Origin of the sequence: Kitasatospora sp. NPDC058162, assembly GCF_042884005.1 — a bacterium.
GTDB lineage: Bacteria > Actinomycetota > Actinomycetes > Streptomycetales > Streptomycetaceae > Kitasatospora.
The window spans coordinates 109,546-124,876 of the sequence record NZ_JBHVUS010000008.1; the positions used below are offsets into that span (position 1 = coordinate 109,546).

Sequence of the window (15,331 nt, forward strand, 5' to 3'; positions counted from 1 at the left end):
GCGCGCCCGCCCCGGTGGTGGGCGCGACCCGCCGATCGTCCCAACTACCGTGCGCCGCGGGCAAGGGGCGGAACCGCGTGGTCGCGCAGCGGGCCGAGGGTGAGGGCGTGGGCGCGGCAGTGGGCGGCGATCAGCGGGAGCGCGGCCAGGGTGGCGCGCCAGGAGTCCGGGGCGGAGGTGCAGTCGGAGTCGTGCAGCAGGAGGGTGGCGCCGGCGGTGAGGCCGGGGCGGGCGGTCGCGAAGACCGACTCGCCGGTGGCCTCGGCCGTCCAGTCCCGCCCCCAGGCCGTCCACAGCACGCTGCGCAGGCCCAGCCGGCGGGCGGCCAGCGCCGGACCGGCCGTCAGCACGCCGTACGGCGGGCGGTACCAGAGCGGTCGGGCGCCGCACAGTTCGGCCACCGCCCCGGTGGCGCGGCGCAGTTCGCGCAGGTCGCGGGCCGGGGCGGGGTACCACTGCTGCCGGTGGTGCCAGCCGTGCACGGCCACCTCGTGGCCGCGCAGCACCAGTTCGCGGCCGAGGGCCGGGGCGCGTTCCAGCATCGCGCCGAGCAGGAAGAAGGTGGCCCGGGCGCCGAGTTCGTCGAGGGCGTCGAGGACGTACGGGGTGCTGCGCGGGTCGGGGCCGTCGTCGAAGGTGAGGGCGAGGTGGCCCGGGGCGGTGCCGTACCCGGCGGTGCGGCGGGCCAGGGTGCGGCGCACCGGCGGGAGGCGGACCGCGGCCGGGGCCAGGTGCAGGAACTGCAGGCCCGCCGCGAGGGCGAGGGCCGTGCCCGCCCGGGAGGCCCGGGGTGCCCGCGAGGCCTGGACGACCCGGGAGGCCCGGGGGTCCTGGGGGCCCTGGGGGCTCACCCGAAGCGGGCGGCCATCCGGCGGAACACGCCGGGCGCGACCCCGTGGATCCGGGCCGGGAAGCCGAGCCAGTGCGGGACGTAGAGGCGGTCCCGCTCGGTGGTGATACCTGCGACCACGATGTCCGCGACCCGCTCCGCCGAAACCGGGCGCGGGCGTTCGCGCTGGTACGGGGTGCCGCGGCGGTCGAAGAACGGGGTGTCCACGGCGCCGGGCAGAACGAGCCGGACGCCGACCCCGGTGCCGCGCAGCTCGTACCAGAGGCTCTCGGCGAACATCGTCAGCCCGCCCTTGGTGGCCGAGTAGCCGGACTCGTCGCGCACCCCGACCTGGCCCGCCATCGAGCCGAGCAGCACGATCCGGCCGTGCCGGCGCTCCAGCATCCCGGGCAGCAGCAGGCGGATCAGGCGCAGCGGGGCGGCCAGGTTGACCTCGATCATCCGGTCGAGGGTGTCGGACGGGGTGTCGGCGAACGGGCCGCGCCAGCCGAGGCCGGCGCTGGAGACCAGGACGTCCACCCGGCCGGCGGCGGCGAGCGCCGCCTCGGCCAGGCGGGTGGGGCCGTCCGGCTTGCTCAGGTCCTCGGGCAGGGCGACACCGCCGGTGCGCTCGGCGAGGGCGTCGAGGCGGGTCCGGTCGGTGCCGGAGAGCAGGGTCTGCCAGCCTGCGTCGGCCAGCCGGGTGGCGGTGGCCAGGCCGATGCCCGAGGAGGCGCCGGTGATCAGCGCGACGGGGCGGGCGGTCGGCCCCGGGTGCCGGGGTCGGGCCTGGGATTCCTCCGCCGTCACGGCTTCCTCCGTCATCGCGCACCTGCCGGTCCGTGGGCGTTCTGCCGTCCGATTTGTCCGGCAAGTCACCTTCGCACGGCGCAGCTGTCCGGGCTACCGGGGCGGAACGACCGCCTCGGCCTCGGTATCCGGGTGCGGGGCCGACAGTTCGGCGGACTCGCCCTCCAGTTCACCGAACCGGGACAGCAGGAACGTGCCGCCCACCGCGACCGCGAAGCCCGTCAGGGCGCACCAGGCGAAACCGGGGCGCGCGGTATCGCCCAGCGACACCACCCCCACCAGGGCCGGGCCGAAGGTCTCGGCCACCGTCCCGGCCGCCGTCGCCGCCGTCACCGTGCCGCGCTGCAGGGCGAGCGCGTACGCCAGGTAGCCGCCCAGCCCGCCGACCGCCAGGGCGTACGCGGCCGGATCGGTCAGCACGGCGGTGAGCGTGGACGCGTCCAGGACGCGCACCGCCAGACTGGTGATCCCGAAACCGACGCCCGCCAGCAGGCCCAGACCGGCCGCGGCCGCCGTACCCTCCCGGCGCACCAGCACCACGGTGGCGAGCAGCATCACGGCGGTGGTCGCCAGCAGCGCCCAGTGGAAGGCCGCCGGGGCGTACTCCCGGCCCTCCTTGCCGGAGCCCAGCGCCAGCAGGCTCAGACCCACCACGACGGCGACGATGCCCGCCACGTCCCCCCGGCGCAGCCGCGCGCCCAGCAGCCAGACGGCGGCCAGGGCGGTGACGGCGAGGCTCGCGTTGGTGACGGCCTGCACCAGGAACAGCGGCAGGCTGCGCAGGGCGACGATGCTCAGCACGAAGCCGAGGATGTCCAGCGCCGTCCCCACGATGAACTGCCAGGACCGCAGCAGCGCGGCCAGCAGCCCCGCCCGCACCCGGTCCGCGCGCGGCGCCGACCGCGCCCCGCGCGCCTGGAACACCGCCCCGAACCCGAAGCAGACGGTGGCGACCAGCGCGGTGGTGAGTCCCAGCAGCATGCGTCTCCCTCGCGGGGCGGCATCGGTTCACCACCCAGTCTGGGCCCGGGGCGGCGGGGGTGCACGGGTGGGGCGGCCGGGGCCGTCAGGCCGGCGCCTGCGGGGCCGCCGTGACGGCCCGCGTGCCGATCAGTACCACCCCGAGTACCCCCAGTTCCTGTCGTACTGGAAGTAGGCCCGGGACTTGATGTCCTTGTCGTTGACCATCCGGGTGTAGATCGTGCCGTTGCCGTTGTACACGGCGGAGAACGAAGCGCCCTTCTCGTTCTCGACCCGGATCGTGATCTGGGTACCGCCGTAGCTGCCGCCGGTCGCGCGCGCCCAGGCGGCACGGCAGGTCGGGCTGTAGCGCAGCTGCGCGTCACCGTCGGGCGCCGTGTAGTCGACGGTCCGCGCGTCGTTCTGGCAGATGGTGTTGGCCGGGTCGAGGCCCGTGCAGGTGTCGGCGTAGCAGGAGGTGGCGGCCGAGGCCGAGCCCGAGGCGAACAGCAGGCCTGATGCGACGAGCGCCAGGGTGGAGGCCGCGGACACGGCGTTCCGCAGGGAGAGCTTCATGGTGGTCCCCGAGTGGGTGAAGGGCGTGGCGTGCGCCCCGTCGGCGCCGCCCGCTCACACCCTGGCACCGCCGGGAGCCCGTCCCGGGCGTCCCCGCCGTCCCGGGGATCCCTGGGACGGCGGGGACGACGGCTAGCCGAGGGCGGCGGCGAGGAGGGCCGCCGTACGGGCGACGAGGGGCTCGTCGGCCTTGGCGGCCTGGTCCTGCGGGTGGGTGGTCAGGACGGCGAGGACGACCGGGTCGCCGTTCGGGGTCCAGGCGATGCCGGCGTCGTTGGCGGTGCCGTGGCTGCCGGTGCCGGTCTTGTCGGCCAGGGTCCAGTCCGCGGGCAGGCCCGCGCGGAAGCGATGGGTGCTGGTGGTGTTGCCGCGCAGCCAGGTGAGGAGCTGCTCGCGCTTCCCGGGTGGGAGGGCGTGGCCGAGGGTGAGGCGGCGGTAGGTGTGGGCGATGGCGTGCGGGGTGGTGGTATCGGTGATGCGGTCCGGTTCGGCCGAGTTGAGTTCGGGCTCCCAGCGGTCCAAACGGGTGATCCGGTCGCCGATGGAGCGGCAGAAGCGGGTGACGGCGGTCGGCCCGCCGAGCCGCTGGAGCAGCAGGTTGGCGGCGGCGTTGTCGCTGTGGTCGATGGCGGCTTTGCAGAGTTCGCCGACGGTCATGCCGTCGGCGAGGTTGGCGGGCAGGCCGGTGACGGGGGCGCCGACGGCCCGGTCGAGGTCGGCCTGGGTGTAGTGGATGCGCCGGGCCAGGTACTCGCCGTCGCGGTCGAGGTCGCGCAGGACGGCGGCGACGGCGATGGTCTTGAAGGTCGAGCACATCGGGAAGGTCTCGTCGGCCCGGTAGCGGACGGTGCGTCCGGTGGCGAGGTTGCGGGCGTGGACGCCGAGCCGGGCGGAGTGCTGTTGTTCGAGCTCGGCGAGTGCCTGGTGAATACCGGTACCGGTGCCGGTGGCGGCGTGGGCCGCTGTGCCGGTCGACGCGGTGACGGCGACGGCCGCCGCTCCGACGCCGAGGGCCAGGACGGCGCGGCGGCTGTGCCGGGCTTCCGAAGGCTGCACGTGCATGGTTCCCCTCTGATCGAATCTCGCGGGCGGGCCGCGTCCTTGATCTCCAGGACGCGGCGGCCGCCCCGATGGTTCGTCAGCGGGTCGAACCGCCGGTTCAGGGGCGCATGGCCACACCCGCGTAGCCGGCCGCGTCGGCGGCGGGGACGGGCGGCTCGTCGGGGTCGGGCCGCCAGTGCGGGAGGGGGACGACGCCCGGTTCGAGGAGGGTCCAGCCGTCGAAGAAGCGGGCGACCTCGGCCCGGGTGCGGGCCTGGAGGGCGGTGCCGGCGGCCTCGTACACGCCGACGATGCGGCCGATCTGCTCGGGGGCGAAGTCGGGCGTGAGGTGGGTCATCACCAGGGCGCTGCCGGGGGCGAGCACGGACTTGAGGCGTTCGACCAGCTCGTACGCGCCGTGGGCGTCGGGGACGAAGTGCAGCAGCGCGTTGAGCGAGAGTGCCAGCGGGCGGGTGAGGTCGATGGTGTCGCGCAGGCCGGGCGAGTCGAGCAGGCCGGCGGGGTCGGTGACGTCGGCCTCGACGTAGGCGGTGCGGCCCTCGGGGGTGCTGGTGAGCAGCGCCTGGGCGTGGGTGAGCACGATCGGGTCGTTGTCGGCGTAGACGACCCGGGCGCGGGGTCGGATGCCCTGGGCGACCTCGTGGAGGTTGGGCGAGGTGGGGATGCCGGTGCCGATGTCGAGGAACTGGTCGATGCCGGCCTGGGCGAGGGCGCGGGTGGAGCGGTGCACGAAGGAGCGGTTGGCGCGGGCGGCCTCACGTACCCAGGGGGCGATCGCGAGGACGTGGCCGGCGGCCTCGCGGTCGGCGGCGAAGTTGGTGAAGCCGCCCAGGTAGTAGTCGTACATCCGGGCCGAGTGCGGCACGTTCAGCCGCAGGTCGACCCCGTCGTAGAGGCTCATCGCCCTCCCCCTCGGCATCGTGGAGACCGTCCGATTGCTGCCCACCCTATCCGGGGGTCAATCGTCGCTCCGGTGGCCGGATTTCACGCCGCGTCACCAACGCATCACCACAGAATCACATGGGATGACAATCTGTATTCGCGTTGCAGCCTGGAGTGACCGGCCTGATGGAATGAGGATGGGCGCGGACAGCCCGATCCTCGGGTGGCCCGGCCAGCAGCCGACGGCCACGGAAAGCAGGCTCGATGACGATCGACAGGGGTTCCCCCGCGCGCGGGTACCGTGGGGGGACGGCGGTGGAGCACACCGGGGCGGCCGGGGCGGAGCGCACGGCGGTGATGGAGCCGGCGCTGCGACTGGACCTCACCTACACCGCGTTCTGCGAGACCCACGAACCCGCCTGGCACGCCCTCGCGTTGACCCGGATAGGCAGCCAGGCCGACGCCGTGCTGGTGGTCGAGGCGGTCAAGGCCGACCTGGCCCGCTGCTGGCCGCAGGTCCTGCGCTTCGAGGAACCGGCCGCGTACGCCTGGCGGTTGGCCAACCGGCACGTCGGGGACTGGGTGGCGGCCGAGGAACCGGTCGAGGTCGAGGCGGTCACCTTCGCGGCCGTGATCGGGGCGTTCAAGCAGGTCGCCGACGGGCTGCTGCACAGCGAGGCGGACGAGGTCCGGCTGTACGCGGCGATCCTCGAACTCCCGGACCGGCAGCGGGACGTGGTGATCCTGCGCTACCTGCTCGGCCTGCACGCCAAGGTGATCGCCGCGTACCTGGGACGACCGGTGGCCACGGTGCACTCCAACCTCCGGCACGCCCGGGAGCGGCTGGCGCGCCGGCTCGGGGTGGGCGAACTCCCGGACCGGGGAGGCGAAGCGTGACCGCCGACCGCGCGGAGCGGCCCGTCGACGGGGGGCGCACGGCGGGCGGGGCGTACCCGGCGGGCGGGGGGCGCACGGTGTTCCAAGTGCCCCGACCCGAACGGGCCCACGCCGAGCGGATCGCGGCCCTGCGGCAGGCCCGGATCACCGCCGCCCCCGCCCACCTGCCCACCGAACACGAGCAGGCCGCCTTCGAACTCGGCCTGGTGGTCGCCCTGGTGCTGGGCGCGCCGTGCGCCTCCCGGGGACTGGACCTGCTGGTCAACGCGCGCCGGATCCAGCCGGAGGGAGCGGAGGTGTTCGGCGCGCTGCTGTACGCCACCGGCAAGGAGGAGGGTGCCGAGTTCTGGTGGCGCTTCGCGGCCGGGTCGGGCAGCGGGACGGCCGCGTACTGCCTCCACCTGCACCACCTGATGCTCGGCGAGACGGACGACGCCGACTACTGGCGGGCCTGGTCGGAACAGCTGTCGACGGCCGAACGGCCGCCCGGGCCGAGGCCGTTGCGGATGAGCCGACCACTGCTGCCGGAGGACGTTCGGCGGGACATCCTCTCCCGGGTGCACCACGGGCTGGCGCCGCAGCTGCCGCCCGCACTGGTCGCGGTGATCGACCGGCTGCCCTTGCAGGACGGGGAAGAGGAGGAGGTGCCCAGCCCGTGGGGGCTCACCTCCGGGGCCACCTCGGGCTGCTCGTGGGACCCCTGTTGGGAGTTCGGCGAGGGCGGACCGGGGTTCCCGCGGAAGGAGGAACCCCAGGACCAACCGCGCGACGAACCGCGGGACGGCCGGGACCCGTCGGGGTGAGTGCCGCCCGACCGCCCCGCGGTCCCACGTTCAGGTGAGTGCGGCGAGCCGGGCGACGACCTCCGGGTCCCGGCCGCTGCCCGCACCGAGCCGCTCGCCGTCCGGGCCGCGGTAGCGGATGCGGTAGTGCTGCGGTGCCATCGCGGTGTCCCGGCCGGGCAGCGCGGCGACCACCGCGCGGTGCACGTCGGCGGGGGTCAGGTGGGGGTCGGCGGTGGCCAGGTCGACGGTCAACCTGCCGTCCTCGACGGACACCCGGCAACCCGGCCGGGGATCCCGGGGGAGGTCGGGGCCGCTGTCGAGACCGGTGTCCAGGGCGGCGTCGAGCGCCGCCCCGACCAGGCTCCGGACGGCGGCCAGGTCGATCCGGGAGCCGTCGACGACCCGCCAGTCGGCTCCGCCGTCGCAACCATCGCAGTCCCCGTCGGTGGCCGGAGGCCCGGGGGCCTCGCGCAGGTCGGCGAGCGGGACGGGCCCTTCGGCGGCGGCCGCGAGCAGGGCGAGCAGCGCGCGGGCGAAGCGGTCGGTCTCCTCGGGGTCGAGCACCTGGGGGCAGGCGATCAGGGCGAAGTCCAGGCTGCCGCTGATCCGCAGGATGGTGAACATCAGCCGGACCGGCAGCGGCGGGGCGGGCAGCACGGTGAGCTCGGGATCGGCGGTCGCCGCCGGTTGGGCGTCGGCGACGGCGGCGGGGATGGTGAGGCTCAGGTCGTTGACGACGACCTGGCGGGCGAACCGGGAGCCGCGTACGTGCGCGGCGTCCTCCACCAGCTGCCAGACCTGCTCGGCGTCCAGCACGCTGTGCCAGTAGGCGCTCAGCGAGGCCGATTTGGCGCGCCCGATCAGCTGGTCGAGGTCGGCGGTGCCGGTGTCGAGCAGGATCAGGGCGTCCTGGGCCAGGGTGCCGACGTGGTCGAGCAGCACGGCGCGCTGGCGGTTGGCGGAGAGGGCCGAGACGGCCAGCTCGGTCCGGTCGGCCCGGCGGGCGACCAGGGCGGAGAACGCGGCGAGCAGGACGACGGAGGGGCTCGCACCGGTGCGTCGGCAGACGGCGGCGAGGTCGGCAGCCGCGCTGCGCGAGCGGACCATCAGGGCGCCGTGGTCGCGCGGGGGGCCGGCGATCCGGGAGTCGGCGAACACGACCTGCGGGCCGGTGCCCAGCACCCGGGCCCAGTGGCGCAGGGCGCCGGCTGCCCGGCGGCGGCCCTGCGGGCTCTGTTCGGCGGCGGCCAGCTGGATCGGGGTCGGGGCGGTGACGGGCGGGAGGTCCTTCCCGGCGGCGAGGGCGTACCAGTCCTGGATCAGCAGGGCGGTGGCCGCGCCGTCGGCGCCGGCGTGGCAGACCACGGCGATCAGCCGGAGCAGGTGCGGCCCGTCGGCGAGCAGGGTGCAACGGATCCTCGGGACGGCGTCCAACGGCACCGGGACTGCGACGTCCGCCTGCCCCAACTCGGCTGCCAAGGCGTCCAGTTCATGGCTCTCCAGGCCTCCCGCTTCGACCACGGTGACGGCGAACCGGCCATCCCCGTGCACCACTTGGCTCTCCGGGAAGGCCTCCGGGCCGGGGCCGGGCGGGAAGGAGGTCCGCAGCGACTCGTGCCGCTCGACCAGCAGGCGCAGGGCGTTCAGCCCGGCAGCGAGCGTGGTGCCGGGCGGCACGGGCCAGACCGACTCCTTGTTGATCGCCTCGGGGGCGTCGCGCCGGATGCAGCGGATCATGTTGTCCTGGCCGCGGGTGAGCGGGCCCGAGCCGCCGCTCGTCGCGGCGAAGCGGACGGTGATCCGCCGGCCCGCCCCGACCGGGTCGTACGGTGCCGCGCCGAGGGGCTCGGAGTCGTGCGGAGCGGAGTCGTGCGGTGCGGCGTTGTGCGCAGTCACGTCGTACGTGCCTTTCGGCTCGCCGGGAAGGTCTCAGCGGGGAGTGCGGCCGGACGCTACCAGCGGCTGCCGGTGATCGTCCAGAAGGGTCCGACAGTTCTGATGGTCCACCAATGAGGCGACCAGACAACAGAGTTGACCTGATCAGGACAGCCGCCAACAGTGGCGACGGCAGCCCGGTACGGCCCGGGAACGGGCACGTCGCACAGCCCCACCGGCCCCGCCCCGAGCGGGCCCGGGTCGGCGAGCAGCAGCGGCGAGTGCCCCGCCACCGACACCCCGAGCGCCTGCACCAGCCGTCCGCCGTACGCCTTCACACAGGCCTCCCGGCGACACCACAGCGCAGTGAACCGGGCTGCCCGCTCGCCGGGTTCGGCGGGTTCCGCGACGAACCGCGCCTCCTCGAAGGGGAACCAGCGGGCAGCCATCCGCTCCGCCCGCCGGGCGTCGCGCAGCGGCTCCACGTCGACACCGACCGCCCGGCCCTCGGCCAGGGCCAGCACCGCCAGCGGCTCCGCGGTCGACCAGTTCACCCGCAGCCCACCCGCGCCCACCGGCTCCGGCTTGCCCTGCGGCCCGTACCGCCAGACCAGCTCGGCCGGGCCGATGCCGAGCCGCGCGGCGACCAGCTCCCGGACGGCGCCGCGCACCACGGTGAACCGGCTCCGCCGCCCGGCGTCCGCCCGTTCGGCGCGGGCCCGTTCGTCCGCGTCCAGCGTCCGCCACAGCCGGGCGGCCACCTCCGGCGGCTGGTCGGCGTCGATCAGCCACAGGTCGACCCCGGTCACGGCTGGGTCAGGGTGCTCAGCACCCCGAGTCGGCGGTCCAGCCCGGCGACCAGCAGCGGCCGCCGCTGCGCCCGCCACCCGGGCAGCCGCTCGGCGAGCTCCGCCCACGGGCCGGTGAACGGCTGCGCGGCGAACCCGCCGTCGGCACCGGTCGCGTCCAGGACCGCCGCCCCGGGCCCGAGTTCCTCCGCCCGGGCCCGGACGGACGGCTCCGGCCGGTCGGGGCCGGACCACTGGTGCACGGCCAGCCCGGCGCCCGGCGCCTCCTCGCAGACCAGCACCACGGCGGCGTGCCGCTCGGGCATCACCACCGGTTCGGCCGGCTCGTAGTGCAGCGCGGTCTGTTCGGCGAGCACCACCACCGCCCGGCGGCAGGCTCCGGCGCGGTGGTACTCGGCCGCCAGCCGCAGCGCGGTGAAGGCCGCGGCGGTGCCCTGGTCGCAGACCGCGAAGGCCAGCGGCTCGCCGGGGACGGACCGGCTGAGCGCGAGCGAGGACGGTGCACCGGGTCGCACGTCCGGGGTGTCGAAGGCGAGGATCAGCAGGTCCACCGGCTCGTCCTCGGCCAGCGCCTCGCGCAGCAGGCCGGCGGCCAGCTCCTCATAGGAGTGGCCGACGCCCTCGCGCAGCAGGTCCTCGCGCAGCGGCAGGCCGTACGGGCGGACCAGGTCGGCGACGAAGACCCGCAGGTCGGGGTCGAGCGAGGCCTCCGAGCGGCCGTCGGAGCACCGGGCGAGCGCCCGGGTGATCCGCAGTCCGACGGGGGCGGGGGAACCGGGGGCCGGGGAACCGGGGGGACCGGCGGCCACCCGGTCAGTCCTCGGCGATGAGGTGCCCGGCGACGTAGTCGGCCAGCTTGGTGACCGACCGCAGGTCGTCCTCGGTGATCTGCTCGACGTCCACCTGGATGTCGAGCGACTCCTCGAGTTCCAGGATGAGTTCGATGGTGCCGGCCGAGGTCAGCCCGAGGTCGTCGAACAGGCAGGCGTCCGCGGGGATCTCGGGCAGTTCGCGCTTGAGCACCCGCGGCAGGAGCTCGCCGATGCCGTGCAGGATGCGCTCGCGCAGCTCGGGATCAGTGGTCTGGACCAATTGTTCTGACATGGGTGTCCCGTCCCGTCGTGCGTGGGAAGTGTGCTCTGGGTTTCAAGGAGTGTGCTCTGGGATCACAACGCGGGGAGCGCGCCCGGTGGTTCGAGCGGGCCCGGGCCGACGGCGCGTCAGTACTGCATCACCATCGCGGAGAAGGTGGCCCCGACGCCGGCGGCGGCGATCAGGTAGTGGTCGCCGCGGCGGATCAGCCCCCGCGTGGTGGCGGTGTGAAGATTGATGAGGCTGTCTGCAGCGAAACTGTGCCCGACCGACAGCACGTTGTCCAGCACCACCTTGTCGAGCGGGTAGCCGATCCGGCGCGCGATCATCCGCCAGGACGCCTGGTTGACGTTGTGCGGAAGCACCGCGGCCAGGTCCGAGAGGTCCAGACCTGCCTGGTGCAGGGCTGCTTCGATCGCCTCCACCATGACGTTCGGGTACTCCCGCTGGTAGCGGGCGAGCAGTTCGGCGTCCTCGGCCAGCCGGCCGTCGAACTCCGGGCGCTGGCGCACCGCGAAGGAGCGCACCCGGTGCTGCGGGCCGTCCGCGCTGACCAGGCAGGCCGCCGCGCCCTCGGCGAAGATGCCGGTCTCCGGCACCAGCTGGGCGTCCTTGGTGAAGGTCTTCTCCCCCGCCAGCACCAGCGCGAGGGCCTGCGGATCGGGGTCCCCGGCCAGCAGCCGGCCCGCCAGGTCGATGGCCAACAGGCCCACGGCGCAGGCGTGGTGGGTCACGGTGAAGGCGCTCGCGTGCGCCAGCCCGCGCGCGGCGAGCACCTCGCGCAGGGGGTTGAGCGGGTAGGGCACGGCCACCGGCATGCTGCGCGCGTGGATCACGAAGCGGACGTGCCGCTCGCGTCCGCGCAGCTCCGGCAGGTTGTCGAGGGTTGCGTCGAGCAGGTCGGGCAGCGTCCCGGTCGGATCCAGTCGCAGCTGGTCCAGGCCGTGGAAGCGGCGGAAGAGACGGAGTTGACGTGGGGTCAGGCCGATGCGCTCGCCCACCGCCTCGATGGGAACGGCGTGTGGGGGGAGGTGAACGGCCACTGCCTCCAGTGCGGTCACGCGGGCTAGTATTCCGACGCCCGCCTGGTCGCACAAGTGATCTCGGGCCCTTCTCCTGCGCGGCCGCCTCCTCGGGCGCCCTCGAAGCCGCCTTCCTCCGGCTGTCGTCCCCGTTGACCCCCGCACCGCCCCGGGGCCGCCGCGCACCCCCAATCCGCTTTCGTCGACCGGACCGGAGAACCTCCCATGTCAGACCGTGAACCGCCCGCCCCCGAAGGGCCGTTGAACCGGTCGTTGGCCGCCCTGCTGGCCGAGGTGGCCGACGCGCCCCCGGGCTGGGCCGACCGGCTGAGCCCGGGCGCCCGGCTGGACGGCGACCTGCTGCTGGACGAGTGCGAACTCGCCGAGCTGGCCGTCCGGCTGCCCGAACGCTTCGGCCCGGCCGCCGACCTGGCCGGTCTGCGCGCCGGACTGGACCTGGCCGCCCTGGAGGCGCTGACCGTCGCCGACATCCAGGCCCTGCTCCCCGAGGAGGACGGACGATGACCCGGTTCCTGCTGGTGATGCCGCCGCTCACCGGACACGTCAACCCGGCCGCGGGCATCGCCGCCGAGCTGACCGCGCGCGGCCACGAAGTCGCCTGGACCGGCACCGAATCGGTGCTGCGCCCGCTGCTCGGCCCGGACGCGCGGGTGCTCGGCACCGGCACCCGGGCCTTCCGTGCCCAGCGCGGACACGGCCTGGCGGCGCTGCGCTCGCTCTGGGAGGGCTTCATCGTCCCGTACGCCCGGTTCACCGCGAAGCCGCTGGACACCATCGTGCGGGAGTACCGGCCGGACGTGCTGCTGGTCGACCAGCACACCCCGGCGGGCGCGCTGGTGGCGCACCGGCACGGGCTGCCGTGGGCGTCCTTCGCGCCCGGGGCGATGGAACTGGGCCGCCCGTACCGGGCATTGCCGCAGGTCGAGGCGTGGATGACCGGACTGCTGCGCGGACTGTGGGAGCGGGCCCGGCTGCCCGCCGAGGAGTACCTGGACCCGCGCTCCTCCCCCGCCCTGGTCCTGGCCACCACCGGGCCCGCGCTGACCGGGAGCACCCCGCCGGCACACCACGCGCTGGTCGGGCCGGTGCTCACGGCGCGCCCGCACGATCCGGACTTCCCGTGGCAGCGGCTACTGCCGGGGCGGCGGCGGGTGCTGGTCACCATGGGCACGCTGGCCGGCGGGCTGGGCGCGGACTTCCACGCGCGGGCCGCCCGGGCGCTGGAGCTGTGCGGACCGGGGGTGCAGCCGGTGTTCGCGGCGCCGCGCGAGCTGCTGCCCCCGGCACAAGAACTCCCGCCGCACGCCGTGGCGGTGGACCGGGCGCCGGTGCTGGAACTGCTGGCGCGCGGCGAGCTGGACGCGGTGCTCTGCCACGGCGGGATGAACACCGTGGGCGAGGCGCTGGCGCACGGCGTGCCGCTGGTGACGGCGCCGATCCGGCACGACCAGCCGTTCGTCGCCGCGCAGGTGGCGGCGGCCGGGGCGGGCCTGCGGGTGCCGTTCGCCCGGGTGACGCCCGAGCGGCTGGCGGCGGCGCTCACCGCCGTACTCGAGTCAACGGGCCACCGGGAACGGGCGGTTCAGGTCGGCCGTGACCTGCTGGCGGGCGGCGGGGCGGCCGCCGCGGCGGACCGGCTGGAGGCACTGGCCGGTGGCGGCGAGTCGACGGGGCCGGTGACGGGCGACTCAGCTGGGCCGGTGACCGCCCCTTAGCAGATCGGGTGATCACACGTCCATTGGTCTAGGCCATTGTCTCCGGACGGGGTCCGCCCCTAGGGTGTCGCAGCAACACCGCCTTTCCCAGGCGCCGAGCCCGCCCTTTCCCGGGTGCCGTGGCAGCCCATCCCCGTACGGGAGTTCCGGTTGATCGAGACCGCGGGACTGCGCAAGTCCTACCGCAAGAAGACCTCCCGCCGGAGCGGCGAGGACTCCACCGTCGATGCCGTGCGCGGCATCGACCTGTCCGTCGCCGCCGGCGAGATCTACGGCTTCCTCGGCCCCAACGGCGCCGGGAAGACCACCACCCTGCGCATGCTGGCCACCCTGATCCGCCCGGACGGCGGGCGGGCCGACATCGCCGGGGCCGACCTGTTCAAGGACCCGGCCGGGGTCCGCCGCCGGATCGGCTACGTCGCCCAGGGCGGCGGGACCACCGACAACGTCAGCGCCCGCGAGGAACTGGTCCTCCAGTCCCGGCTGTACGGCGCGGGCAAGGCCCAGGCCGCCCGCGCCGCCGAAGACGCCCTCAAGGCCTTCGACCTGGGCGGGTTCGGCGACCGGCCGTGCGCCACCTACTCCGGCGGCCAGCGCCGCCGGGTGGACATCGCCCTCGGGGTGATCCACCAGCCGCGGGTGCTGTTCCTGGACGAGCCGACGGTCGGGCTGGACCCGGCCAGCCGGGCCCACGTCTGGGAGGAGATCCGCCGACTGCGCACCGAGGGCATGACCGTGGTCGTCACCACCCACTACCTGGACGAGGCCGACGCGCTCTGCGACCGGGTCGCCATCGTCGACCACGGCCAGGTGGTGGCCGAGGGCACGCCCGAGGCGCTCAAGCGCGAGATCTCCGGCGACGTCGTGCTGCTCGGGCTCGTCCCGGGCGAGGACGTCGCCGAGCGCGCGGCCGCGGTACTGCGCCCGCAGCCGTACCTGCACCGACTGGAGGCGAGCGACGAGGGGCTGCGGCTCTACCTGGAGGACGGCGCGGCCGCCATCCCGCAGCTGCTGCGCGCCGTGGAGGCGGCGGGCGTGACGCCCGGCACCGTGCAGCTCCAACGGCCCAGCCTGGACGACGTGTTCCTGGCCCGCACCGGCCGCTCGCTGCGGCAGTCCTGACCCTGCCCCACCGCCCTGCCTGCCCGACCCCCTGGGGAGACCGTGAAGCTCGCCCGCGACACCTGGCTGATCCTCCAGCGCCAGCTGCTGCTCATGATCCGCACCCCGATCTGGATCGCCGTCGGCATCATCCAGCCCTTGTTCTACCTGCTGCTGTTCGCCCCGCTGCTGAAGAAGGTGCTCGCCCCCGACGGCGCCGGCAGCTACGCAGACGCCTACCAGGTGTACGTGCCGGGCCTGTTGGCCGTGCTGTGCATCTTCGGCGGGCTGTTCACCGGGTTCAGCCTGCTGGGCGAGCTCAAGGCCGGGATCATCGAGCGCTCCCGGGTCACCCCGGTCAGCCGGCTGGCCCTGCTGCTCGGGCGGGCCCTGCGGGAGATGGTGGCGCTGCTGGTGCAGGCCGTCCTGATCACCCTGATCGCGCTGCCGTTCGGCCTGCGGGTCAGCCCGCTGAACCTGCTGCTCGCCTACCTGCTGCTGGCCCTGCTGGCGCTGATGACCTCGGCGATCTCCTTCGGGATCGCGCTGATGGTGCCCACCGACGCCGCGATGTCGCCGGTGGTGAACACCATCGCCCAGCCGATCGCGCTGCTCTCCGGGGTGCTGCTGCCGCTCACCCTGGCGCCGGAGTGGCTGCAGCAGCTCGCCAGGTGGAACCCCTTCTACTGGGCGGTGGAGGGCATGCGCGCGCTGTTCTCCGGGCACGCCGGGGACGCCGCGGTCTGGCAGGGGCTGCTGGTGGTCGCGGTGATGACCGTTGTGGCGGTGTACTGGTCGGCCCGGCTGTTCTCCACCCGGGTGCGGTAGGGCGCGCCGGTACACCATCACGGCGGAAGGGCCCGGCTCGGGGGTGCGAGCCGGGCCCCTAGGCTTG

17 protein-coding genes are annotated in these 15,331 nt (G+C 74.8%); 6 read left to right on the forward strand and 11 right to left on the reverse strand.

Features of this window, described 5'->3' with window-relative positions; genetic code table 11:
- Window positions 1-44: 44 nt before the first annotated feature.
- The 6 genes from ACFVXG_RS18025 to ACFVXG_RS18050 form a co-directional block, all read right to left on the reverse strand.
- Entirely contained in the window at window positions 45-851 is an 807-nt protein-coding gene (locus tag ACFVXG_RS18025; protein ID WP_387928605.1) for a polysaccharide deacetylase family protein, read from the reverse strand.
- On the reverse strand, window positions 848-1,654 hold the full coding sequence (locus tag ACFVXG_RS18030; RefSeq protein WP_387928607.1) for an SDR family NAD(P)-dependent oxidoreductase: 807 nt from the start codon (window positions 1,652-1,654) through the stop codon (window positions 848-850). The genes ACFVXG_RS18025 and ACFVXG_RS18030 overlap by 4 nt, the downstream gene beginning before the upstream one ends.
- A 78-nt stretch (window positions 1,655-1,732) precedes the next feature.
- Window positions 1,733-2,620: a hypothetical protein gene (locus tag ACFVXG_RS18035; protein ID WP_387928609.1), complete on the reverse strand. Its 888-nt coding sequence runs from the start codon at window positions 2,618-2,620 to the stop codon at window positions 1,733-1,735.
- A 129-nt stretch (window positions 2,621-2,749) separates the two neighbouring features.
- Window positions 2,750-3,175 (reverse strand): DUF2690 domain-containing protein, encoded by a 426-nt coding sequence (locus ACFVXG_RS18040; protein WP_387928611.1) that lies wholly within the window; start codon window positions 3,173-3,175, stop codon window positions 2,750-2,752.
- 132 nt (window positions 3,176-3,307) lie between these two features.
- Window positions 3,308-4,237, reverse strand: coding sequence for a class A beta-lactamase (bla, locus tag ACFVXG_RS18045; protein WP_387928613.1), 930 nt, complete (start codon window positions 4,235-4,237; stop codon window positions 3,308-3,310).
- A gap of 97 nt (window positions 4,238-4,334) precedes the next feature.
- On the reverse strand, window positions 4,335-5,138 hold the full coding sequence (locus ACFVXG_RS18050; protein WP_387928615.1) for an SAM-dependent methyltransferase: 804 nt from the start codon (window positions 5,136-5,138) through the stop codon (window positions 4,335-4,337).
- Window positions 5,139-5,383: 245 nt separating this feature from the next.
- Between ACFVXG_RS18050 and ACFVXG_RS18055 the strand changes: the two genes are divergently transcribed.
- The gene (locus ACFVXG_RS18055) at window positions 5,384-6,016 is read left to right on the forward strand and encodes an RNA polymerase sigma factor (protein ID WP_387928617.1); all 633 of its coding nucleotides are present in this window, start codon (window positions 5,384-5,386) and stop codon (window positions 6,014-6,016) included.
- Entirely contained in the window at window positions 6,013-6,819 is an 807-nt protein-coding gene (locus ACFVXG_RS18060) for a hypothetical protein (RefSeq protein ID WP_387928619.1), read from the forward strand. The genes ACFVXG_RS18055 and ACFVXG_RS18060 overlap by 4 nt, the downstream gene beginning before the upstream one ends.
- A 30-nt stretch (window positions 6,820-6,849) precedes the next feature.
- Here the strand turns inward: ACFVXG_RS18060 and ACFVXG_RS18065 are convergent, their stop codons facing one another.
- The 5 genes from ACFVXG_RS18065 to ACFVXG_RS18085 all read right to left on the reverse strand — a co-directional run bounded on the left by ACFVXG_RS18065 (window position 6,850) and on the right by ACFVXG_RS18085 (window position 11,638).
- On the reverse strand, window positions 6,850-8,697 hold the full coding sequence (locus ACFVXG_RS18065; RefSeq protein ID WP_387928621.1) for a condensation domain-containing protein: 1,848 nt from the start codon (window positions 8,695-8,697) through the stop codon (window positions 6,850-6,852).
- A 56-nt stretch (window positions 8,698-8,753) separates the two neighbouring features.
- The gene (locus tag ACFVXG_RS18070; protein ID WP_387928623.1) at window positions 8,754-9,485 is read right to left on the reverse strand and encodes a 4'-phosphopantetheinyl transferase family protein; all 732 of its coding nucleotides are present in this window, start codon (window positions 9,483-9,485) and stop codon (window positions 8,754-8,756) included.
- A complete protein-coding gene (locus ACFVXG_RS18075) occupies window positions 9,482-10,294 on the reverse strand; it encodes a hypothetical protein (protein ID WP_387928625.1) in 813 nt (270 codons plus the stop codon). The genes ACFVXG_RS18070 and ACFVXG_RS18075 overlap by 4 nt, the downstream gene beginning before the upstream one ends.
- Window positions 10,295-10,298: 4 nt before the next feature.
- Window positions 10,299-10,589, reverse strand: a complete 291-nt coding sequence (locus ACFVXG_RS18080; RefSeq protein ID WP_350502889.1) for a phosphopantetheine-binding protein — start codon at window positions 10,587-10,589, stop codon at window positions 10,299-10,301.
- A 116-nt stretch (window positions 10,590-10,705) separates the two neighbouring features.
- On the reverse strand, window positions 10,706-11,638 hold the full coding sequence (locus ACFVXG_RS18085) for a 3-oxoacyl-[acyl-carrier-protein] synthase III C-terminal domain-containing protein (RefSeq protein WP_387928627.1): 933 nt from the start codon (window positions 11,636-11,638) through the stop codon (window positions 10,706-10,708).
- 186 nt (window positions 11,639-11,824) lie between these two features.
- Between ACFVXG_RS18085 and ACFVXG_RS18090 the strand changes: the two genes are divergently transcribed.
- The 4 genes from ACFVXG_RS18090 to ACFVXG_RS18105 all read left to right on the forward strand — a co-directional run bounded on the left by ACFVXG_RS18090 (window position 11,825) and on the right by ACFVXG_RS18105 (window position 15,264).
- Window positions 11,825-12,124, forward strand: a complete 300-nt coding sequence (locus ACFVXG_RS18090; protein ID WP_387928629.1) for a hypothetical protein — start codon at window positions 11,825-11,827, stop codon at window positions 12,122-12,124.
- Entirely contained in the window at window positions 12,121-13,335 is a 1,215-nt protein-coding gene (locus ACFVXG_RS18095; protein WP_387928631.1) for a glycosyltransferase, read from the forward strand. Before ACFVXG_RS18090 ends, ACFVXG_RS18095 begins: the two co-directional genes overlap by 4 nt.
- 150 nt (window positions 13,336-13,485) lie before the next feature.
- Window positions 13,486-14,457 (forward strand): ATP-binding cassette domain-containing protein, encoded by a 972-nt coding sequence (locus ACFVXG_RS18100; protein ID WP_387928633.1) that lies wholly within the window; start codon window positions 13,486-13,488, stop codon window positions 14,455-14,457.
- Between the two features lie 42 nt (window positions 14,458-14,499).
- Complete coding sequence (locus ACFVXG_RS18105) at window positions 14,500-15,264, forward strand: ABC transporter permease (protein WP_387928635.1); 765 nt, start codon at window positions 14,500-14,502, stop codon at window positions 15,262-15,264.
- Window positions 15,265-15,331: the final 67 nt, after the last annotated feature.